Source organism: Vibrio gallaecicus, assembly GCF_024347495.1.
GTDB lineage: Bacteria > Pseudomonadota > Gammaproteobacteria > Enterobacterales > Vibrionaceae > Vibrio > Vibrio gallaecicus.
This window is the reverse complement of sequence record NZ_AP025490.1, coordinates 322,619-346,132: the sequence shown is the minus strand read 5'-3', so window position 1 is coordinate 346,132 and position 23,514 is coordinate 322,619. Positions and strand designations below refer to the sequence as shown.

17 protein-coding genes and 1 pseudogene are annotated in these 23,514 nt (G+C 42.0%); 6 read left to right on the top strand and 12 right to left on the bottom strand.

Annotation, left to right across the window (positions count from 1 at the left end; translation table 11 throughout):
- Positions 1-34 precede the first annotated feature (34 nt).
- The 4 genes from OCU78_RS01575 to dusA form a co-directional block, all read right to left on the bottom strand.
- Positions 35-265 carry a hypothetical protein gene (locus tag OCU78_RS01575; protein ID WP_137374117.1) on the bottom strand — a complete coding sequence of 77 codons (231 nt, stop codon included), beginning with the start codon at positions 263-265 and terminating at the stop codon, positions 35-37.
- A gap of 165 nt (positions 266-430) precedes the next feature.
- Positions 431-1,099, bottom strand: coding sequence for a TIGR04219 family outer membrane beta-barrel protein (locus OCU78_RS01570; RefSeq protein ID WP_137374116.1), 669 nt, complete (start codon positions 1,097-1,099; stop codon positions 431-433).
- Between the two features lie 117 nt (positions 1,100-1,216).
- Positions 1,217-1,426 carry an envelope stress response protein PspG gene (pspG, locus tag OCU78_RS01565; protein ID WP_137374115.1) on the bottom strand — a complete coding sequence of 70 codons (210 nt, stop codon included), beginning with the start codon at positions 1,424-1,426 and terminating at the stop codon, positions 1,217-1,219.
- Positions 1,427-1,613: 187 nt separating this feature from the next.
- A complete protein-coding gene (gene dusA, locus OCU78_RS01560) occupies positions 1,614-2,594 on the bottom strand; it encodes a tRNA dihydrouridine(20/20a) synthase DusA (RefSeq protein ID WP_137374114.1) in 981 nt (326 codons plus the stop codon).
- A 243-nt stretch (positions 2,595-2,837) separates the two neighbouring features.
- Between dusA and OCU78_RS01555 the strand changes: the two genes are divergently transcribed.
- The 4 genes from OCU78_RS01555 to OCU78_RS01540 all read left to right on the top strand — a co-directional run bounded on the left by OCU78_RS01555 (position 2,838) and on the right by OCU78_RS01540 (position 6,757).
- Entirely contained in the window at positions 2,838-3,905 is a 1,068-nt protein-coding gene (locus tag OCU78_RS01555; protein ID WP_137374113.1) for a site-specific integrase, read from the top strand.
- A gap of 271 nt (positions 3,906-4,176) precedes the next feature.
- Positions 4,177-5,262 (top strand): site-specific integrase, encoded by a 1,086-nt coding sequence (locus OCU78_RS01550; RefSeq protein WP_137374112.1) that lies wholly within the window; start codon positions 4,177-4,179, stop codon positions 5,260-5,262.
- An 81-nt stretch (positions 5,263-5,343) separates the two neighbouring features.
- On the top strand, positions 5,344-5,565 hold the full coding sequence (locus OCU78_RS01545; protein ID WP_102501347.1) for a hypothetical protein: 222 nt from the start codon (positions 5,344-5,346) through the stop codon (positions 5,563-5,565).
- A gap of 142 nt (positions 5,566-5,707) precedes the next feature.
- On the top strand, positions 5,708-6,757 hold the full coding sequence (locus OCU78_RS01540; protein ID WP_218941046.1) for a helicase RepA family protein: 1,050 nt from the start codon (positions 5,708-5,710) through the stop codon (positions 6,755-6,757).
- 154 nt (positions 6,758-6,911) lie between these two features.
- Here OCU78_RS01540 and OCU78_RS01535 read toward each other — a convergent pair whose 3' ends face one another.
- The 6 genes and pseudogenes from OCU78_RS01535 to OCU78_RS01510 all read right to left on the bottom strand — a co-directional run bounded on the left by OCU78_RS01535 (position 6,912) and on the right by OCU78_RS01510 (position 19,159).
- A complete protein-coding gene (locus tag OCU78_RS01535) occupies positions 6,912-10,199 on the bottom strand; it encodes a type I restriction endonuclease subunit R (protein WP_137374110.1) in 3,288 nt (1,095 codons plus the stop codon).
- Positions 10,199-11,572 (bottom strand): restriction endonuclease subunit S, encoded by a 1,374-nt coding sequence (locus OCU78_RS01530; protein ID WP_137374109.1) that lies wholly within the window; start codon positions 11,570-11,572, stop codon positions 10,199-10,201. The genes OCU78_RS01535 and OCU78_RS01530 overlap by 1 nt, the downstream gene beginning before the upstream one ends.
- The gene (locus OCU78_RS01525) at positions 11,565-12,593 is read right to left on the bottom strand and encodes an Abi family protein (protein WP_137374108.1); all 1,029 of its coding nucleotides are present in this window, start codon (positions 12,591-12,593) and stop codon (positions 11,565-11,567) included. The genes OCU78_RS01530 and OCU78_RS01525 overlap by 8 nt, the downstream gene beginning before the upstream one ends.
- 208 nt (positions 12,594-12,801) lie before the next feature.
- Positions 12,802-15,150 (bottom strand): type I restriction-modification system subunit M, encoded by a 2,349-nt coding sequence (locus tag OCU78_RS01520; protein WP_137374107.1) that lies wholly within the window; start codon positions 15,148-15,150, stop codon positions 12,802-12,804.
- Positions 15,151-16,417: 1,267 nt separating this feature from the next.
- A pseudogene (locus OCU78_RS01515) lies at positions 16,418-18,685 on the bottom strand (type I restriction-modification system subunit M); the annotation flags it as partial.
- Positions 18,686-18,814: 129 nt separating this feature from the next.
- A complete protein-coding gene (locus tag OCU78_RS01510; protein ID WP_102501352.1) occupies positions 18,815-19,159 on the bottom strand; it encodes a hypothetical protein in 345 nt (114 codons plus the stop codon).
- A 216-nt stretch (positions 19,160-19,375) separates the two neighbouring features.
- On the opposite strand from OCU78_RS01510, the gene OCU78_RS01505 reads away from it, so the two are divergent.
- The gene (locus OCU78_RS01505) at positions 19,376-20,209 is read left to right on the top strand and encodes a hypothetical protein (RefSeq protein ID WP_137374106.1); all 834 of its coding nucleotides are present in this window, start codon (positions 19,376-19,378) and stop codon (positions 20,207-20,209) included.
- Between the two features lie 41 nt (positions 20,210-20,250).
- Here OCU78_RS01505 and OCU78_RS01500 read toward each other — a convergent pair whose 3' ends face one another.
- Positions 20,251-20,529 carry a pyocin activator PrtN family protein gene (locus OCU78_RS01500; RefSeq protein ID WP_137374105.1) on the bottom strand — a complete coding sequence of 93 codons (279 nt, stop codon included), beginning with the start codon at positions 20,527-20,529 and terminating at the stop codon, positions 20,251-20,253.
- 654 nt (positions 20,530-21,183) lie between these two features.
- On the opposite strand from OCU78_RS01500, the gene OCU78_RS01495 reads away from it, so the two are divergent.
- Positions 21,184-22,332: a hypothetical protein gene (locus OCU78_RS01495; RefSeq protein ID WP_137374104.1), complete on the top strand. Its 1,149-nt coding sequence runs from the start codon at positions 21,184-21,186 to the stop codon at positions 22,330-22,332.
- 112 nt (positions 22,333-22,444) lie between these two features.
- On the opposite strand, the gene OCU78_RS01490 is transcribed toward OCU78_RS01495, so the two are convergent.
- Positions 22,445-23,344 carry a LysR family transcriptional regulator gene (locus tag OCU78_RS01490; RefSeq protein ID WP_167494050.1) on the bottom strand — a complete coding sequence of 300 codons (900 nt, stop codon included), beginning with the start codon at positions 23,342-23,344 and terminating at the stop codon, positions 22,445-22,447.
- Positions 23,345-23,514 lie beyond the last annotated feature (170 nt).

Genomic DNA, 23,514 nt, shown 5'->3' with positions numbered 1-23,514 from the left:
TTTTGGAAGTAAGAAGCCTATAAACTCAATATATTCACTTATTTTCAATACGCACTTGCTGAAAACCAACAGCCATGGCTGATTTAGAAGCAAGATCTAAATCATCATAATGGCACTCTCCACCATGGGTATCCGTTAATAACACAAAGCCACCACTTAAGTGCCTAAACTCTACAACCCAAGTCCCTTCTTGTATTGAGGGCTCTATAATAGCTTCTACTAACAAGTTTTCTCTGTATAAATTTCTCAGCTCATTGAGAGTCATAGTCTATCCTTCCTTCAAACCCTAACTTAAACGTTCGGCAATACGTTCAACTTTAAGGATGGTAGAAAGTCATGAATGTGCTAACTAATTCCAGAACGATATAATCAATAGGTATAAAAAAACGCCACTTAATAAAGTGACGTTCTAAAAATAAGCAGGAGGATCTTAAAAGCGCAGCTCTGCACCCATAAACCAGCCATCAACCATTACGAAAGCTTTACCTGCATCTGAAGCGAATACCTCATCAGAATCAAGGTCGATAACTCTATAGCCGCCTCGAAATGCAACTTCAGAATCAACAACTGGTAAACGATATTGAACACCAGCCATTAAGTCAGTGCTTTTAATGCCCTTACTGTCACCAAATTCCATTGAGCCAATAAAATCAATATTCGTTTTAGGAACGTTTATCTCAGCGCCGCCATAAAAGCTCCAAGTTAACTCGTCAAAATCAGACTGACCACCGTTTACAGGTTCAATATACTTAGAACCAGAATACTGAGTCACAGTGATACCAGCATCAAAATGCATTAAGTCATGATCTAATACATTGTAGTAAAAAGTATAATCGTATTTATCGAATGCTAAGTCACTAGAGTCAATTGTGGTATAGCGAATGCTTGCGTTAGGAAGCATTGGAAATTTATGTTCAAATGCAAAATACAGCGAAGGTGAACTCGAGTCGTCTTTTCTAACTTCATTCAACTTAGTGCTTCCCCACCACATGTCAGCCCCCACTTTTCCTTTATAAAAAGAATCAGTTTCAGTCGCTGCGAAAGAAGAAGCATTAAAAGACAACAAGCCTACTAACGCAACCAACGGTAGTTTATTCATTTGAGATGGCTCCGATTTTATTCTGGTGCCAGCACATGGGCACTTTCAATCAATTAATGAACAAAATTCTACCACACATCTTTAAAACTAAACGACAAACATTAGCAGCGGTGACATTTAACGAGTCGAGTAGACAAAGTTCTTAAAGAACCAAACACCAAGAGCAATCACAATAAGCCAAGGTAAAAGTTTAAGCACGACACCCATCATGCCTAAAACAAACATCACAATTAATGCGATAGCGGTTGCAGCTAGGACCGTCATAAAAGTAATACCGGTAACCAACAGCGTTGCGACAAAAATTAAAACAAAAATCAATTCAAACATTCTTATTCTCCTAACTTAGCTAATTCACTACAGTTAAGACATTGCAGCATCCATACCAAGATACAAAAACAAATAAAAACCATATAAATCAACAAAATAAAAAGCCACACCTATTTAGGCGTGGCTTCTCACTTTATGGGAGAGGTAAATTTAGCCTTTAGTGGCAAAATTCACACTCAAAAACATTCTATACATTAAGCTCTTTAGGGATTTTAGCGAGAGCCGTTTCGATTACTTCGATTCCAGAGCCTTTCTTATGCGCATTCTCACTAATATAACGACGCCATTGTCTTGCGCCCGGCATGCTTTGGAACAAACCAAGCATATGACGAGAAATGTGCCCTAGGCTTGCGCCATTTGATAACTCACGTTCAATGTACGGATACATCTCTTCAACTACCTGTGAGCGCTTCTTAATTGGCGTATCTAAACCAAATATTTGCTGATCAACTTCAGCCAAGATAAACGGGCTATGATAAGCCTCACGACCAATCATCACACCATCTAAATGCTTCAGGTGCTCTTTCGAGTCTTCCAGTGTGGTGATACCACCATTCAACGCAATAACAAGCTCAGGGAAGTCTTTCTTAATTTGGTATGCTCGCTCATAGTCTAGAGGTGGGATCTCTCGATTCTCTTTTGGGCTTAGACCACTTAACCAAGCTTTACGTGCATGAATAGTGAATTGTTCACATCCGCCTTTCTCATAGACAGTTGAAATAAACTGCGTAAGAAACTCATATGAATCTAGATCATCGATACCAATTCGCGTTTTCACAGTGATAGGAATATCAGCCACTTCTTTCATTGCGCTTACACAATCAGCCACCAGCTCTGGTTCAGCCATTAAGCACGCACCAAAACGACCATTTTGAACACGATCAGAAGGGCAACCTACGTTAAGGTTTACTTCATCATAGCCACGCTCTGCCGCTAACTTAGCGCAAGCCGCTAAATCAACTGGGTTTGAACCGCCAAGCTGCAAAGCAATAGGATGTTCCTGCTCACTGTATTGAAGGAAATCACCTTTACCATGAAGGATTGCACCTGTCGTCACCATCTCGGTATACAAAAGCGTCTGCTGTGAAAGCAAACGGTGGAAATAACGACAATGGCGGTCAGTCCAATCGAGCATGGGTGCTACCGAGAATCGAGATGGTGCGAACATATTTCAAAAACCCTTATAATTTAGCGAGTTACAGTTAATACCACATAGGGGCATTGCTATATATTTCATCCGATTTCAGCCTATTTTGACACTAGGGGACAGATCGGGGGACAAATGAGGGACATTAACTGTCCCCCAAGCGAGTATTCAAGGAGCGGATTATAGCGATCAGTCGCTAGTGCTTCAATGCTCACGAGAGACATAAAGGTAGAGCACCTCTTCATCAACAGATAAGAGGTTCTTATGGCTACAATTCACATCGAAAAAATTAAACGCAATTCTGGGATCAAGTATAAAGCGCGCGTTAGAGCAACACGTCACAACAAACGAGTATTTGAAAAGTCAAAAACATTTAACAAGAAAACTGATGCCACCAAATGGGCAAAAGAAATCGTTAAAGAGCTAGATGAGCAGGGTATTCCTTCCCTTGATGCCCCTAAGAGAAGCATCTTAATTGGTGACCTCATCACCCTCTACCTAAATGACCGAATTACTTCCAAAGATCTTGGCCGCTCCAAAGCGGCTGTTTTGAGACGGTTGCGTAGTTATGACATTGCTTTGGTACAGGCAGATCAGCTTAGTGCCCACCATTTAGTTAGACATTGCCGAGAACGTTTGCAAGAACCGACAGCACCACTGCCGCAAACTGTCTATCAAGACATCACATATCTGCGTAGTATTATTAACGTTGCAGGGCCAATGTTTGGATATTTAGCCAACATACACGCCCACAACGAAGCAATACCGACTCTCGTTCAGTACGGATTGATTGGCCGCAGTAATCAACGAGATCGCCGAGCAACGAAAGAAGAATTGATACTGGCTGAAGAAGGCTTGCATAAACGTCAGAGCCATCGAGCATCACATATACCTTTAGTCGATATCTTCCACATGTCAATTCTAACATGCATGAGGCTTGGAGAGATTACCCGTGTCACTTGGGACGATTTGAACCTTAAAGACGGCACGTTGACCATTCGAGACCGTAAAGATCCTAGAAGGAAGAAAGGTAATCATTGCACGATACCACTGTTTCCTGAGGCATTAGAGATCATCAAACGGCAGGCTAAAAGCGAAGAGTGTATCTTCCCGTATAAAGCCACCTCAGTAGGTGCGGCATGGCAACGAATGTGCCGAGAACAAGGTATTAGTGACTTGCACTATCACGACCTCCGTGCTGAAGGCGCATGCCAACTGTTTGAACGAGGGTTGAACATTGTAGAAATATCTAAAATCACGGGGCACAGGGACATCAATGTCCTAAATAATATCTACCTTCGATTAGGGGTTGGTGACCTTCACAATCGATAAACTCTCTCCTTAAGCCTGCCACATGGCAGGTTTATTCTGACTCAACTCTCCAATTAATTCTGTTATTTAAAGAATTTAAATACTTAATTTATCGTAAAGACCCGAACATAAGTGCTTGAATCACTTAAAATCCCAAGCTCTATTACAAGTAAAAATTACTTGTAAGTGCCTGATTAACAAGAGATTTATCTAAAGATTACCCCTTTACTTGCGGTTGCTGATAGTTTAAATTCACTCCAACGCCTAAACGGCATTAACTTGGAGATGGACAATGCCATCTACTTTTATTGAGAAATCGAACCCGAAAAACAAATACTGCACTAAACACAAAGTACGAGCGCGAACTCTTCAAACTGACCCGCTTGTTGCTCAAAAGTCACGTACCTTTTCAACCAAATCAAAGGCACGAGCTTTCGAAAAAAAACTCAAAGATAAGTTTGAGAAGGGTGATTTAAGCTTCTTCTCCCAAACGCAAAAACATCTATCTATGTCCGAGGTTATCAATGCGTGCATCAGCAGCCCTCGTTTCATTGATTTGAAAGTTGAGAGAGCTTCGCTACTCAAACGAATTGCTCGTACTTCTTTTGGCAATGCTCCCGCCGACCAGCTAAAAGCCCATCACTGGTTTAATTTAGCTGAACACATGCATGACAAATGGGGGAACCAACCTCAAACAGTTGCTCACAACATGTCAGTGCTGCGCTCAACTTTGCAAGATTGCAATACAATCTTGCAACTGGAAATTGAACTCGACGGCAATGCCGCTGCCACCAAGACTGCAAGACGCAGAGGCTATATATCACGCAGCGCGGAGCGTACTCGCCGCCCATCAGAAGATGAGCTGAATTCAATTGCACTAGAGCTTAAAAAGCAGAGCCTCAACTCTCGCTATAAAATTCCTATGCTAGATATTTTTGAGTTTGCACTAGAAACAGCAGCAAGACGTGGAGAGATTTGTAGTGAAAAGATCTGTTGGGGGAACTGGAATGCTGAAAATCGCACCCTTACGATCAGTAACCGTAAAACACCAGTCAAAGGTCAGAAGATAACTTCAACTTTTGAGCTATCGTCTAAAGCGATTGAAATTATTGAACGACAACCTCGCGGCAAAAACAGTGATCCTATTTTTCCCTACAACGCTGATTCGGTAACTACTTCTTGGGGAAGAACAATGAAAAAACTTAAGATTAAAGACCTGCACTTTCATGACCTTCGGGCAGAAGCACTATGTCGTTTGTATGAAGCAAACTGGAGTCTCCCTGCGATTTCGAAAGTCTCTGGTCATCGCGACTTGAACATCCTGAACAATATCTACTTACGCTTCTACCCGACACTACCCAGTCGTTTAGCCGCTTAGATCTTAATTTAAATCCTCGTTGATCCTATCTCCAATAATCGGGGGAGGGATCACTGTTATCAAAATATAGGAAAACATTACATGTACACATACAGCACCAACGGAAATATTCGCACTAAATTCCCACTAGAGCGCGCTTACGGAGACCGGAATGGTAACTACTTATCTTTCATCCTCTCGGTGGAATATCAACAAGCCAATGGAGACTGGGCTGAGGCTGGTCTGCGCTGGGTGATCAATGGTGAAGATAAGGTATTCGTGATGGAAAACGGCTTCAAAGATTTCCCACACCGCGTTCGTTAATTCTCACATATAAGAACTTTCTGGCGAGTCACAGGACTCGCCTTAATTTGATAACAAGCAAATACCGCTTCTTATCTCACAGAAATGGTCTCACACAGCCCCTTCCCATTACTTAAATATTGAAACTGGATATATAACTAAAATGAAAAACACCCTAACAAATACAATGAAAATGCTTACTGCTTTTTCTATTAACGAAGACCTAGAAAAATTCAAACAAGAAGCTTCTGAAAGCACTTTTATTTTAGATAGGTTCGTCCTTAAAGGGCAATCAAACACCCTCTTCGCTCCACCGAACGTAGGTAAAACCTTACTAATCATCAATCAACTTAAAGAAGCCTACTATGCAGGGCGTCTTAATGACCTATCAGTCTTTTACGTCAATGCGGATGATTCTCAAAATGGTGTTATTGAGAAAACTGAAATCTTAGCCCGCATCGGTGTCCACGCGCTTGTCCCGGGCTACAACGGCTTCAAATCGCATTCACTGCTTAGCATTTTGGATGGGCTATCTGCCGAGAATGCTGCAAATAACGTTGTTATCATTGTCGACACACTAAAAAAGTTTGCCGACACAATGGACAAGAAGAACATGCGTACCTTTGGTATCAAAGTAAGCGAATTCATTCTTAAAGGCGGCACATTTATCGGCTTAGGTCATACCAACAAAAATCGAGATCTAAATAACAACCTTGTCTATTCTGGCACGTCAGATCTCATGGAGGATGTCGATTGTATTTACCTGATGGACATTGAAGATGAAAAAATGGATCAATCAGGACGACAAACCAAATACATCAAACTGACCAACCAAAAACTGCGCGGTAATAACGCGCTCGAACTCACATACGCTTATGAGAAATCTGAGAGTATGTCTTACGTTGATATGGTTGACTCTGTCTACAACGTCGACTCTGATACTTACTCGAAAGAGAAGATTTTGCGTGATGAGGAGAACAAATACACTCAATTTATCAACCAGTATCAAGATGCTGTTTCACTCATTACCAACCTATTAAGCACCACTGAATCAGACAAAACCGAACTGAGGGAGCATCTGATAAAACATACCTGTTATGGTCGTGACAAGTGTATTGAAATCATTGATAAGCTATCAGGCAAGCTCATTGACTTTAAAATGGGTGGCAAAACTGGGCGTAAAAAATTTTACTACCTCATCACCAGCGCTTAGATCCTATAACCGTTTCTTCCGTTCTTTACGTTTATTTAATCAACTGAAAGAACGGAATGTCCTAGAGCTTGAGCCAGTCATTCACGCTGGCTCATCCCCTCACAAATACTCTACTTCGATTCACCCCGCCTCTTCATTCCAAAAATACAGCTCTTTATCCCTTATACCCACTCAACATATCAAAGATAACCCGCGCAAACTGCTGAGTTTTTGTAGGGTCAGACAGAAGCTGCATCATCTGCTCTTGATGCGCTTCATTACTTCCAAGAATCGCATCATCAATTGCCTGTGGGAAATCACCAAGCATTGCTTGTTCACGGGTGTTATTGGCAATTTGGCTCATTACAGCTTCATTCTCCGTGAGCTTGTCTCGAACAGTAAAGGCATAATTGATCATGTCTTTGTCTGACAGGTTATCAGTGATGAACACTTCGTTGAGTTTGTCGAGAATATGGGAAAGGAACTCTTCCTTCTTGTCCTTTGCCTTAGCTGTGCCTATATCGGTACTTGGCTCAAGTTGGTATTCAGGAGAATCTTCTTTGAGCTGAATATCTTGCTGACGGATCTTGGATAGACGGTAGTGACTCATTACAACGTTATCTAAATCTAGCTCATCTTCCTCAATCACCTTCTCACGCAACAACGGACGCAAGTGACGAGCGTATAGGCTTAACTTTTCTAGCTCTTTATCATCGTAATCAACGAGCTGAGACATAAACTCATAGAAGCGGGTAAAGCTGCCGAGATCCTTCTTGAATATCTCAAGACGGTCTTTCTCTTGCTTGCAGTCTTTAAAACTATTCTCTGCATTGGCAATAAGAACAGCGTCGCCTGTTTTCTTGGTGCGTTCAAACATCTCTTTGGCTTTAATATAAGCCTCTACCGCTGAGGTATAACGCTTTTGCCAACGCTCTTTGGCTGGGTGACAGATGTTACTGATTGCGGCATTAGATTTGTTCTTGGCGAAGAAGGCTTCGCAAAACTGCTCTACTTCAGACCATAAGAAAATACCACTGGTACGCAGCTTCTCATACAGGTCAAACACCATATTAGGATCGGTGACGTCCGCCAATTCTGCGGTTTGGTAATAGGGTTGGAAGGAACCTAAAATCTCGTCTGGTTCATTGTAAAAGTCTAATACGAATGTGCCTGTTTCTGCCTTGCCCGGATAAGTACGGTTAAGGCGAGAAAGAGTTTGAACACACTCTACGCCACCTAGCTTCTTATCAACGTACATAGCGCATAACTTCGGTTGGTCAAAGCCTGTTTGGAACTTATTCGCCACAAGCATTACCTGATAGTCGTCACTATCAAAGGCTTTACGCATATCCCGACCTTTTAAGTCTGGGTTCATGTTCTTTTCCGTGAACTTCTGATCGATAAAAGCAAAGCTATCAGGATCATTGGCGTTAAATTCGACTTCGCCAGAGAAAGCTACCATAGCGCGAATCGCATCATAGCCAGTCTTCTTCTCGGCGAGCGCATCCGCCACGTACTTATCAAAAGCTAGCTTATAACGCACTGCTTCTTTACGAGAGCTGGTGACCACCATTGCTTTAGCCTGACCACCTAATAAGCCCATGACGTTATCTTTGAAATGCTCAACAATCACTTTGACCTTTTGTGAGATGTTGTGATCGTGTAGGCGTACCCACTGGTTTAACTTAACCTTGGCTTTCTTGCTGTCGACTTCTTTATCAGCAGCCTCCACCTTCTGCGCTAATTGATACATCACCTTATAGTTGGTGTAGTTCTTTAGCACATCTAGAATAAAGCCTTCTTCAATAGCTTGGCGCATTGAATACACATGATACGCTTCTGGTTTATTCTGCTTGGACGGCGCAAGCTCAGGCTTAGGTAAACGCCCAAATAGCTCCATTGTCTTTGGTTTCGGGGTTGCTGTGAAAGCGTAGTAATTAAGGTTGGCACTGCCTTGCCGTGCTGCAATGGTCGCATCCAAAATATCTTCCGACGATAATTCAACGTCATCATCGGCTTCTTCGGTCATCAACACTTCTTTCAATTGACGAGCAGTAGAACCACTTTGCGAAGAGTGCGCTTCGTCCGCGATTACGGCATAGCTGCGCTCTTTCAAGCTAGTGCTATTTTCTATTGCACGCAGCACAAACGGGAAGGTTTGAATGGTCACGATGATAATAGGTTGCGAGTTCTCTAACGCTGAAGCCAACTTCTCAGACTTAGAACCATCGCCCTCTTTGTTATTGATACGCCCTACCACACCATCGGCATGTTCAAACTGGTAGATAGTATCTTGCAGTTGGTCATCAAGAACGGTTCTGTCAGTTACAACAATGACAGAATGGAATTGCTTGTTACCTTCAGCATCATAAAGCGTAGAAAGCTGGTGTGCTGTCCATGCAATAGAGTTCGACTTACCCGAACCCGCACTGTGCTGCACAAGATACTTATTACCAGTACCCTCTTCGATAGCGGCATCAATCAGCTTAGTGACTACATCCCATTGGTGGTAACGAGGGAAGATAAGCGTTTCTTTCTTGGTTTTACGCCCTTCCCAATCTTCTTTCTCTTCAATTTGTAGGTGAACAAAGCGACCGATGATATTCAATAGGTTGTCAGGGACTAATACCTCATTCCACAAATAATCTGTAGCATAACGGCTCTTGTCTTGAGGCACATCGTTGCCCGCACCGCCTTCTTTAGTACCTTTATTGAAAGGAAGAAAGAAGGTGTCGTCACCTGCCAATTTGGTTGCCATGTAGACTTCGTACTGACTCACGGCGAAATGCACCAAAGCACCACGTTTAAAGGTTAATAGTGGCTCTGGTTTCTTGGTCGCAGGGTCTTTGGGTAGACGAGTACGTTTGTACTGCTTAATCGCATTCTCTACCGCTTGCTTGAACTCTGATTTCAGTTCAAGCGTTGATACTGGTAAGCCGTTGACGAACAGCACCAGATCAATACGCCACGCCTTAGCTTTACTATTTTTTTCAGAGGAAGCTGTCGCCTCTACGTATTCTTTAGTTGCATAAGGGCTGTAAACCAGTTCTGGAACAATACGGCAGATATTCTGCTGATAACGTGCCAAGGTTTCAGGGTTTAGGTTATGCTCTGGCTGAAACTGACACAGCGAGAAACGTGCATTGCGAATTTTCAAGCCGTGACGCAGTACACCTAAAGTACCAAAACTACGGGAGGCTTGGTCAGTGGCATTCACATCGGCTTTTTTAAGCTGTACTACTAAGGCATCAATGAAGTGACGGTCGGATTCATTTGGGTAAATCTTACAGAACTTCTCCCATTCTTTCGGTTGGGTTCCTTTCACAAAGTTGAGCACATCTTGTTCATAGAGTGCCGAGTCTCGGTTATAGCCTTCAGGTTTACCTTCTATCCAACCATTCGCCACCATCTGACGAATGATGTCATCTTGGAAGATGCGTTCTTGAGTTGAATCGGTGCTCATTAACCAGCCTCCTGCTGAGTTTCTTGGTTCACAGGAACTTGCCAATTACGTACGTCGATTTTACCTGTGACGGCGGCTGAGATTAGGGCTGTACGACGTTCAGACAGCAACTCAATACCCTTCACAGATCTTTGTTCTAGTTGATCATACCTATCCATTTGAACCTTAAGAACATCAACAATTTGTTGCTGTTCTTCAACTGGAGGTACAGGGAACAAGCTATTAGTAAGATATTCGTGCTCTATACTTTCAACTGTTGCACCTTCTTTTGACCACTCTAAAAGTAGTTTATCTACATTTCCAACAATATAGTTTGCAGCGTAAATAGCAGTCATTCGCTCATTAAAGCGAAGAGCTTTCATGTCTTGATTCAAAGTAACAGGGATAGTGTTGATTGCTATCGGAATCGTTCTTTGTAATATTCCAGAGCGTACTACCATCAGAAGAGCGCCTGTTTCCACCAAGTTCGTAGAAGACTCCTTTACAGCAATATCTGTAATGTAATCTTGGGTCTTATCGACCCAAAACGTTTTCATATCTTTAGGAGAAACCCAAGGCATTGTGCCGTTAGTCCAATACGCTAAATTATCTTTTGAAGGCGTACCTCCCCCACTAAATAGGCAAAGATACTTGAGTGGTACTAAATCCCAATGCTCAGGCACTTTCCCCAACCATTCCACCCCAGAACCTTTCATCGGTGCCTCTGGGTTTAGCCCCTTAGTCACCGCATGGCTGATCACCGCTTGGCGCTTTTCTTTCAGCAGTTTGATAAGTTGCTGCTGCTTGTCGATCAAGGTATCGATTTTGGCGGTTTCGTGATCGAGGAAACTGGCGATTTTGGTTTGTTCATCCGCCTCAGGTGTACCAAGGGAATATCCATTAACAACATCTGATGGTACGCGCTTTAAACCGCCAGCTCCCGTCATCGCCGCGGTTGCAATATCCATAAAACTGTCTTCTTGAAGGCGGTAGTACAGAAAACGGTTATCTGTCTTTTCATTAGAGCGAAGAACGTAAATCTCAGATGAACCAAAACCAACGCCGTTTACCAATCCACAAGCGACTGCGATATTTTTATTCTCAAAGCAAGGGGTTACCTTAGCCATGAGTACATCTCCATCTTCGAAGTATGTATAGCCATCATAAACATCGCTGACTAGGCGTTTCTCATCCAAAACAATGGAGTTCAGTTTTAGCTTCTCCATAGGGAGGAAATTGCATTCTTTGTTTAGCAATGTATGGTCAATTGCAGATTTTTTAGGGTTTAAATCTGCTAAATGTTTAATTGGTATTACTCGCCAATGGCTTGGCATTTCCCCTAACCATTCAACTCCAGAGTCTTTATATTCTGGATACGCCTGATACTTACTCATTCTCACCACCCCAAAAAATATGTTCTTGCCAACCATCAGGAAAGCCCATTGGTGCCAAAGGTACCGATGGGTGTAATACAATCAAAGCTTTGACTTTATTGTGCCATTGACTATCAGGGCTAATTTGCCGCATCAAATGCGCCAACATCAACAACACCATATAAACACGGTGTTTGGGGCGAACTTGGCTAGGTTCTAATTTATCAGGCAAAGTCCATACTTCACCATTAGGGATTTTAGGGGAAATGGATAATTCTCGGTTCCAAAGACGGCTATGGTGGGCACAGCAATTACGAACAAAATTAAGTGTATGTAGCCAGCTTTGAAACACATCTTGAGGCGTATCAAATCGTTTAGCTATCGCTTTACGATCTGCATCTTTCGATAAACCTTTGTAAATATGAGAAATCGTACCAAAGGTTAACTCTTCCACCATCGCCCAGCTTGGCATCAATCTAGGTAATTGATAAGTCTGCTGATAAAATCTCGGATAGCTTTCACGGATACGGTTGTTGATGTGATGCTCTTTAATATCGTTCGCTATGTTTTTCTTTTTGATTTTTTGAATATCTCTCAACAATTGTGCATGGTCACGAGATTGACAATGCTCAACATCACTCAACATTTTTTTATGGCCATAGTCGCGACGAAACAAAGTTTCATTCAAATACCAGTGAGAACCAGAATTCTGGTCATCTGTTTGATATTTAATACCCATGTGGTTATTAATAGTGGCACGAACTGCAACTTCAACACGTTCAATAGCATCCATCATTAACAGACGCAGCTCACGATCAAAAGCATAGAGATCGACTATCGATTTAAACTCAGCACCAGCTTTAAACTTGTGTAACTCGTCATGAGGGATTTGAAACGGGCGCATATAACTTGATAAGCGAAAAAAGCTGATTACTTCGAGGTAGCGTTTGGCACGTTCGGGATCACGAATCGTAAGCCCACGATCTTGCAGTAAGGCTATTTGTTCATCTAGTGTTTTAGCAGTTTTCGTAAAGGTTGCCATCAGTTCGCCTCCGTGACTGGAGCGAAGCAAATAGCGCGTTGCGGCAAATTACAGGCAGAAAAAAGCCCACTCAATTTGAGCTTGCAGAGCATAGGCTTGGTGGGCGTGTTAGGGACATTATTGACCACGCTGTCATTTTTAGTCAAGTAAAATTGTTGACAAAACCGTTTAAAAACACGGAATGAAGCAATTAGAGGATACATATTGATCACGAGTGCACCTCTTGAAGTAGCGTCATAATGTCGGCACTGACGGCATCCAAATCGGCATCAATCACTTCCAGCTCACGCGGTGGCTGGTAGATGTAGAAATGGCGGTTAAACGGGATTTCATAGCCAACAACACCAATTTCAGAATCTTTATCGTCACGCTTATCAGCATTAATCCATGCATCAGCAACGTGAGGTACCACCTCTCTATTGAAGTAGGTTTCAATCAGTTCAGAGGTGCTTACGCTAGGGTCAAGCGGCACGTTCTCATTATCACGCAGGTCGCCGTCTTGCTGGAACTCAACAACTTTACCTTTGTATTCAAAAGCGCCGTACAGTGGCTGAGCACCTTCCTTCAGAGCCTTTTTAACGACTGGTTCCGCCTCTTGGTTCTTCCACGTTACTGCATCTATAAACTGCTTTTTCTCTTTGGCATCAAACTTAATACCTGTTGCTTTAAACGCGCCTTTCAATGTCAGTTCAAACTGGTTGAAGTCATCCGACTGTTGCGCTTTGCCACCAAGAGATTGTCCTATTTCAACCTGAAGCTGTTGAGCTTTCTCCATTAGTGACTTTTGGAATAGCCAAATCTTGCTATCCAAGACATCTTTAATTTGTTTTTCTTTTAGCTCTGGAAAATCCGCTTTAATTAAGGCACGAACCTCAGTTTCAACATGACCTAACAGACCATATGTCTCTTCTGTCCACTCTGAACCAAATTTCTCATAGATCGCAGGCATAACTGCGTTGAATGGCTTAGGAGCAAAACGGAGAGTATTGATTCTCTCATTCGTTAATTGTGTAGATAAACGTAATGGGCGCTCAATCGTTAGGCGGCGGTAGCCAAACTCGTAAATATTAAAGATCTTACTTGCGAAGGTTTTCGGCGCTTCTGTTTTGGGTGTCGCTGACTGACGTCCACGGTTAGACTTTTGCTCTGCTGGCTTATCAAGCTCGCGGGCATCAACCACTTCAAAATCACCAAAGCTGCGAGTAATGGTTTTAATATCATCTTCACTCATTACATTACGCTTAGAGCCTAGCGATTTACGCATCTTGCCACACAGGTTAGAGCCATCAATTAATTGAACTTTACCTTTACGTTCTGAGGCTTTCTTGTTACTTAGCACCCATACGTAAGTTGCAATACCTGTGTTATAGAACATGTCGGTTGGTAGCGCGACGATGGCTTCAAGTAAGTCAGCTTCAAGGATGTAGCGACGAATCTCACTTTCACCACTACCAGCACCACCAGTAAATAATGGCGAACCATTAAGGATGATGCCAATACGCCCACCATCCGTAACACTGCCGTCAACAGCATGAGTGTCACGCATTTTGCTGATCAGGTGCATCAAGAACAGTAGAGAACCATCAGACACACGAGGTAAGCCCGCACCAAAACGACCATCGAAACCTTTTAGGGCGTGTTCGTCTTTGATTTCACCTTCAATTTTCTTCCAATCAACACCAAACGGAGGATTAGATAGCATGTAGTCAAATTGGTCGGCTGGCAGTTGATCATTAGAGAGCGTGTTACCTAGTTTGATACGGCTAACATCTTGCCCCTTAATCAACATATCTGCTTTACAAATCGCGTATGACTCTGGGTTTAACTCCTGACCAAAGGCACGCATCACGGCTTTAGGGTTCAGTTCATGCACATATTCCATACCTGAAGATAGGAAGCCACCCGTACCCGCAGTAGGATCGTAGATGGTGCGAATGATGCCTTCTTTGGTAAGTGCATCATCATCTTCCATAAACACAAGCGATGTGGTTAGGCGAACAATATCACGAGGGGTAAAGTGCTCACCTGCCGTTTCATTTGAGCTTTCAGCAAAGCGGCGAATTAACTCTTCAAACACCAAACCCATTTCATGGTTGGATACTTTTGTTGGGCTAAGGTCGGTAGTCGCAAACTTCTTCACTACCTTATAAAGCAGATTGGCATCATCCAGCAGACCAACAAACTCATCAAACTTAAAGTGCTCAAAAATTTCACGAGCATCCGCAGAGAAGCATTGAATGTAGTTCTCTAGGTTATCTTTGATATCCTTCTGTCCCATCTTCCCAAGGTTCATTGGTGATGTATTGAAGAACGACAAACCGTTAGTAGCACGAAGCAGCATCTTCTCTTGAGCTTCTTCAGGTAAGTTCATGGCTTTCACTTTCTCAGCCTGAATAACGACAGCATCTTTGCTTTCTTCCAGTACACACTCAAGGCGACGAAGAAGAGTGAAAGGCAAGATCACACGCCCGTATTGAGATTGTTTGAAGTCACCGCGAAGAAGGTCGGCAACCGACCAGATGAATGCAGCGGTTTGAGAAAAGTTTGTATTAGTCATCTAGACAGTCTCTGATTAGTTCTTCTGGGAGAAACTTGTATGTTTCAACATTTGGGTAAGGGCACACAAAACGTAAGTTGCCTTCTACGGGATCACTGTAGAAATAGAACCCCATGATCTCGCTATTTTGCACAGTTTCTCTCATTGTTAATAGAGGGAATAGCTTTGTAACTGCAATACTCTCTTCGTGAGTTAAGTCGCTGTGAGCCAGATATAGCTGCCCAGATACCATTGGCTCTTGAGTTTTAATTCTTGCTGTTTTCGCAGGGTTTATCCCGAGCCCTTTCAACACTTCCACTTCATAGAAAAATGAATTGCCATCATATTGTGCTTGTATGGGTTTAATCAGTGTTGTCATCTCAAAAAATGGCCTCAGTTGACTCTGCATTTTTTCATTTAAAGACTGTATCGTTTTCTTTGCATTACGCACTAATTCTGCTGATGGAAGCCCTCTGTGGGCAATATCATTTCGAAGGTCTGTTGCTCGAGATAGTAGATCCGTAATATCACCATGACAAAGAGAACTAATTAACGCTGTCGAATCAGGGAAATGATGCTTGTATTCACTTAATCGGTTGTGACTGAAAGCCATTGTTAAACTCTTTAGCCCTTTTGCTGAGCATAAAGTCTTCTTGGGTGGGCTTATATGCCCAAAAACTATGGACACTAAATATAAGCCCAAGAATTCATAGGTCTTAATAAAAGCCTCAGCTCTCTCTCTTTCATTAAATTTCGACTCTGCTAACTCCCAAAGAATGGCTAAAGGTGTAGGTAACATCGATGAGAATTCTTGTTGATATCGGTTCGTAACACTCTGATAAGGAAGTATCTGTTCTTTTGCAGTCTGAAAGTCACCAAATACTGATTTTTTTAACAATTTAACCCGAGTAAGCACGGCATCACACTCAAACCAAAAATCAATCAATGCAGATTGGTTAGAAACCGGAGGAACGGATATTCGTGCATTTAGCCATGAAGTCATTGATACGTTCCTCCATGAACTCGAAGACATAAAGTTACTATCGAGCCAGTCTTTACCTTCTTCTTGCTGTAAGAATATGTTGTAGAATTCAGCAAGTAGAGTGTTCGTAGGTAAATCAAAACGTATTGGAGCTTGCGCTTTTCTTTGCTCATTTAAGCTAGAGAACTCGACGATTCTCCCTGTTGGTGTATCAAGAACAAGTAGCCCTTTCGGATCTATCGTTACAATTTCTTTGAGTCGAAATTGTGTCCCTTTGAGTAATTCATCTCGAGAGTGATTTCTTTGAAAAAAAGAACGAAAATTAATTTCATATCCAACGACACCTATTTCATTATCATGCTCATCACGTTTATCTGCGTTAATCCATGCGTCTGATGAATACGGTTGTACTTCTTTTATAAAACAAGATTCAATGAGTGCTGAGGTTGTTAATCTCGGATTAAGTGAAACGTTCGCATTATCACGCAAATCGCTATCTTGTTGGTACTCGACGACTTTACCTTGCCACTCCTTAACATTACCGCTATAAGAAAAGGCGCCATAAAGCGGCTTCGCTCCTTCTTTCAGAGCTTTTTTTACAACAGGTTCCGCATCTTGGTTTTTCCACGTTACCGCATCAATGAACTGCTTTTTCTCTTTCGCATAAAACTTAACACCCGTGTTTTTAAACGCGCCTTTCAGCGTGATTTCAAACTGGTTGAAATCATCACACTGTTGTGACTTTCCACCTAGAGAACCAGCGAACTCAACTTGAAGCTGTCGAGCTTTGTCCATTAGTGATTTTTGTGACAGCCATATTGTGCTATCCAAGATATCTTTGATTTGCTTTTCTTTAAGTTCAGGGAAATCAGCTTTGATTAATGCACGAACTTCGGCTTCAACTTCGCCCAGCATGCCATAGGTGTCATTCGTCCATTCGGAGCCAAACTGCTCATAAATAGCAGGCATAGCGGCATTGAACGGCTTTGGCGCAAAGCGCAGTGACGCCAACGCACAATCAGTCATTTGTGCGGATAAACGCAGTGGGCGTTCAATCGTTAGACGGCGGTAGCCGAACTCGTAGGTATTAAAGATCTTACTAGCAAAGGTTTTAGGTGCTTCAGTTTTTGACGGTGCAGATTGGCGTCCACGATTAGATTGATGTTCAGTAGACTTATCTATTTCACGAACATCAACTACTTCAAAATCTCCAAAACTGCGAGTTATGGCTTTAATATCATCATCATTCATTACGTTACGCTTAGAGCCTAACGATTTGCGCATCTTTCCACACAGATTAGAGCCATCAATTAATTGAACTTTCCCTTTACGTTCTGAGGGCTTCTTATTACTTAACACCCATATGTAAGTTGCTATACCTGTGTTGTAGAACATGTCTGTTGGTAATGCGACTATTGTTTCAAGTAAGTCAGTTTCAAGAATGTAACGACGAATTTTACTTTCTCCACTACCAGCACCACCCGTAAATAGTGGTGAACCATTGAGTATGATACCGATACGACCACCAGTAATACTGCTGCCAGCAGCATTAGAGTCCCGCATTTTGCTGATCAAATGCATCAAGAACAATAGAGAACCATCAGACACTCGGGGCAAGCCCGGGCCGAAACGACCATTAAGAGACTTTAGGGTATGTTCATCTTTGACTTCACTTTCAACCTTCCTCCAATCAACCCCGAACGGAGGGTTAGATAGCATGTAATCAAATTTGCCGTCTGGCAATTGGTCATTGGATAGAGTGTTACCTAACTTGATAAGGCTAGCATCTTGTCCCTTGATCAACATATTAGCTTTACAAATTGCGTATGACTCTGGGTTTAGTTCCTGACCAAACGCATGCATCACTACTTTTGGGTTCAGTTCATGAACATATTCGATACCTGACGATAGGAACCCCCCCGAACCCACTGTAGGATCATAAATAGTACGTATAATGTCTTCTTTAGAAAGTGCATCATCATCTTCCATTAACACGAGCGATGTAGTTAAACGAACGATATCACGAGGGGTAAAATGCTCACCTGCCGTTTCATTTGAGCTTTCAGCAAAACGACGAATCAACTCTTCAAACACCAACCCCATATCATGGTTAGACATAGATTTAGGGGAAAGATCGGTAGCGGCAAACTTCTTAACTACTTTATATAGAAGGTTAGCGTCATCTAACAGACCAACAAACTCATCAAACTTAAAATATTCAAAGATCTCACGAACATCCGCAGAAAAACCTTGAATGTAGTTATCTAAGTTGGCTTGGATATCACTATACCCTACATGATTTAGATTCATTCGGGAGGTATTGAAGAACGACAAACCGTTAGTAACACGAAGCAACATCTTCTCTTGGGCTTCTTCAGAAAGGTTCATAGCTTTCACTTTCTCAGCCTGAATAACAACTGCATCTTTACTTTCTTCCAGTACACATTCAAGGCGACGAAGAAGAGTGAAAGGTAAGATCACACGCCCGTATTGAGATTGTTTGAAGTCACCGCGAAGCAGATCGGCAACCGACCAAATGAAAGCAGCGGTTTGAGAGAAGTTGTTGTTGGTCATAGTTCTGTAGTCAATCTGACGAAAATTGCGCTGATTATACCCTACCGATATCATAGGGACAGCGACCTAAAACAAAAAAAGCACCTACATCAAGTGCTTAATTAAACAAGTTATCTTATTGAGAAATCATCAAGCCTTATAGCATGGGGCGGCGTCAATGATGTGCTTAGCAAGTAACTCTAGAATTTCCTTTACTTGCTTGTCACGACGATCCAAAAGCTGCTTGAGATTAGTGATTTTCACCTCAAGATCTTCGCCATCAGCGATATCTTCTAGGTTGTAAGCATCTTCAGCATGTCGAGTAACCTTTTCTATCCATGCCAACTTTGATCGGTTATCTGGTGTATCACTTAAAGTAAGAAAGCCAGCTTCAATTGCTTTTTCTATTACTTTTTCAGCAAGTCTGGTTGCTTCAAATTCTTCTAAATCGTATGCAAATTTGAATAATAGTTTGGTGGGAATAAGTTTGCTCATAGTGTTTATTTAAAGGATACATTTTCTTTTTCCAACAGCAAAATTTGGTAAAAGTGCGAGCGCTCTTTTTAGGGGTAGTTAAGAAGGGTCTCCCTTCTTGCCAGTGACAATGCGAAGCCGTTGTCCTATCTGGAACCACTACTGGATATGTATGGTTACAGTCCAGTAGTTTGTACAGGTTAAGGCAAAAGTCTAAAATTTAAATAAACATCCAACATGCTAAAAAACTGGACTGTAATAACCCAACCCGTTCGCTTTGCTACTGATGGCGTCATGATGCGCGAACGCTACCTTCAAAGCCTAACGCACGCCAACCACAAACATACCCAGCGTATCGTTTCTATTTTTGGTTGCGCGGAAACATCTAACCGCATAGCGCTTGCTGGCGAAGAGTTTAGACTGAATCAACAGATGTATAACAGTCGTGGCGGTCGCCCCCTTTCAAGCTACGCGGTTGAATACTGTCTCACTTTACCCAAAGGATACCGCCCTACTACCCAACAATGGCAATCCGTGATTAAGGATTGCAGCTTAGCGTTGGCGAAGCTCTGCAAACTGAATAAATCTGAGTTCGCTCAATACAGACAACAAATCCGAGCTGTATTACACCAACAAGAACAAGGCGGAAAACGCGGCAGCGGCGATCACGTCCACTTAATTATTGGGAAGGTCGTTGGCAAGCGAGTTCTGAAGGAACTTCAGCAGAAGAAAGTCACTAGATTAATCAAGGAAGCTTTCAATTCTGCTGTTTTAAAACATGTCGGGGTAGATCATAGAAGCTATGAACCTATTGAAGCTGAAAAAGGCAGAAGGCTCTCGACTTGGCAATATAAGTATGAAAAAGCTAATCAAGCTTTAGAGATAGAAAAACTTATCTCGAAGATGCAAAACCAGTTTGATAAGTGGTTAAAAGCGAAAGAAGAACATAACGACAGGCAACAACGACGCCAAGAGAATCGACTCATGAAAACCTATGAATCTCTCGCTTATCACTCACTGTCGAAGCAGCAACAAGAGCAAGCTGAAGTTATAAAAAACAAGATACACTAATTTGTAGGAAGCCTGTCATATCAACAGGCTTCACTTTTTACCTAGCACTGCATGCGAAGCCAATCGCATTGAGACTCGGTGGCTACACGCTCTACATAAGCGATAAGGTGGTTAAAATCGACCAACCACGGGGCTTTCTGAGAATCGCCTAAACGAATTACAGGAAAAGGGAGGTCATTAATGCGTGCTTTCCGTTTCGCTGTACTTGCTGTCAGCCCGAGATAAGTTGTTGCAACAACTTCCAACGGAATAAGAGGCTCGTTGCTATGTTTGGCTGCTAAAAGCGATTGAGTGGAAATGGAATTCAAAGTAACGCTCATCGGTGCTCCTAATTTATTATCGTCGGTCATAGTGACACGCTCTATCAATAATATTTAGCTGCACTTTTTCACGCCCATAAAGCATTTTTTTGGAATTGTTCAGAAAGGGAGATAGTATGGGTAAGACGGTGCTTTTATTTTTATGACGAGTAACAGTCCCCTAACCATCCCCTCAACTTCTCAGAACAGACGTAACACTCTGTTTTTATAGGCCAAACTAGCTCAGTGCTACGAATCGAGCATTGGAGCGACGGATAAGCGGGATGATGGATACATATTTGATACCTCTTAGAAATTCAACGATATAGCTCATAGCACACCGCTTTATGTGTTAGCTGTTCTTATGTAGAGAGAATGAACGATCACCCTCGGTTCAACATAAGGCGGGGGATTATACAGCCCTACTAGCATTGCTTCAATCATAAGCAGGCTTGGCACGTTCCCTTTCATTTCAGGTCTAATTGCCAAACCATGAGCTCCTAAATGGTCTCGATAATTTCTATCAATATTCATACCTCCTAACCAGGCATAAATAGATTTATATCTAATATTGTCAGATTTTATTCTAAAAAAAGTACTATCCGCGATCTAATGGTTCGCCTTATGTCCATTAAACCCATAAGCAAACCTGAATATAAAAAGGACGTACGATTAATGAAAAGAATAAATTTCTTAACAGCAGCGATTACCGTAGCTTTGGTTGGTTGTGGTGATGATGACTCTCCATCGCAAACCATCGATGATGTATTTATTCAAGAGAGCGTAACCGCAACTCAAGGATTGACTCGCAATTTGATGTCTCCGAGTGTTGGTCAAATGTGGGAGTATGGGAGTGACGAATCCTTCGCTTTTACAGGTGGCTCATATTGTGGAGGAGGATCTTGCCTTGATGATGTTGGCATGAGCACGGAAGAGCACCAAACTGCATTGGCTGCGCTTGGTGCTTTGAATATACAAGAAGGTAAAACTCTAAGATACCGAACGGAGTCTGATGTGAACGGGGTTTCATCTACTGCTCCAATGAGTGATGACGGTTATAGCCGATTAGTAACAGTTTTCATCAATGATAATGAACATTTAACACCTGAACGCCGCGCCCTAATTGTGGATGCTGTTGGGACAATCGAGGCACAAGTAGGCGTTAAAATATTCAACGATGAAATCTTGGATGTAAACTTGGCACAATTCGATCCTGATTTTTACCTAAACGAAGAACGCAAGTTTAAAGAAGCTATTGAATCTGGTGGTGAGTATTACGATACTGCAAAGCAGTACCGCAACTTGTGGAAGGGTCATACATACAACAGCGACAAAACACGTAACTACGACGCAGACACAGCTACGCACACAGATGTGGACCACCCTAAATATGGTAACGTTATTGAAACCGACAGCTATGAAGACATCGTTGATTACTATGGTGTTCGTGGTGCAATCACAATCTCCTACGGTACTACTCATGCGTTGCTTGATTCGTCACAGTGCAGTAATTACAAAGCAAACCACAGTACGTTCCCGTTTTATGGTGGTGACACGGGCTTCAAAATTGACGATAAAGCCTACTTCACGAACAGCAACTGGCACATGGTTAACCTGGGTAGTCATAACAGCATCTGTAAGAATATGGGCACCATCACTAAAGACATTATCATTCATGAGTTAGGTCACGCACTAGGTCTTGGGGCCCACTTTAATGGTTTCGGCATGGACGGAATTTGGGATGAGCGAGCAATCGCCGTTTTGAAAGCTATCTACCATAACCCAGTGGCAACACCAATCAGCGAACTAACAGTTGTTGAGTAATAACCTCGCATAATTCAAAACAAAACGATGCCACTTGGCATCGTTTTTTAGGCAATAACTATCTAAATCAAGTGTCTCTAAACAGATATTGCCAAAAGCACATAACCGCTACTTAAGAAGATAAGGCATTAATAGCGGCAGCTCTTACCTTTTCCTTCAACCAAATAATAGATGGGTCAAGGTTTCTAGATTTTGACCAATACACACACGCCTCAACTTTCTGCTCTAAAAAATTATTATCCAAAATTTTTAAATTAAAAACGTCCGAGTTTTTTTCCACCATTTTACGCGTAAAAATAGCTAGGTTATTACTACTTTGAACAGAAGATAGTAACCCCCAATAACTCGCAACTTGTCTTTTCACTTTTCGTTTTTGCAGCAGTTGAATGCTCGAGGGTAATAAACTCTCGAAAAAACTATGATTACCAGAGATACTTGAAAGTGTAACGTGTTGATGTTCTAGAAACTCACTCTCGCTTATCGTATTTTCAGAAAATGCAGGATGATTTTTCCGACAGACGATAACTAACTCATCATCGTAAATAATGTGGGAAAGTATTGATGATTCAGTATCAGAAGAACCTTCTAGTGAGAGATCAATCGTACCTTGCCTCAACATATCTTTGGTTTCTTTTGTACTGTGATTATCAACTAAAATCGTCACATACGGAGCTTCATCTTCAATTTCCTTAAAAAGCTCGGGTATTAAAGTGTGCTCAAATAGACTGATGGTTGATATTTTAAATACACGCTTACTCAGACTCGGATCAAATCGAGTCCTTGTCGCTGATAATGCATCTAACTTTAAAATTGCATCAGCAATATCTGGGTAAATTTCTAACGCAAAAGCTGTCGGTCTAACGCCTAACTTCTCCCTAATGAAAAGTGGATCGTTATAGATATCTCGCAGCTTTGAAATGCTTTGGCTCACCGATGGCTGAGTTATCCCTAACCGCTTCGCCGCATTGGTATATTGCCTTTCTTCCACCACCGCTGCAAAAACAGCCAACAAGTAGTACTCATTAAAGTTCATATTGATTATTAATATAAATATTTTTATATTTAATAGTATCAGTAATACCTCTTCAGAAAGTTGACTTCATTCACTTTCCACTCGTTACACCACGCTGTTCTAGTTAGTCAATTAACAATCTGTGTCTTATTACTCTCTCCTCTACTGCA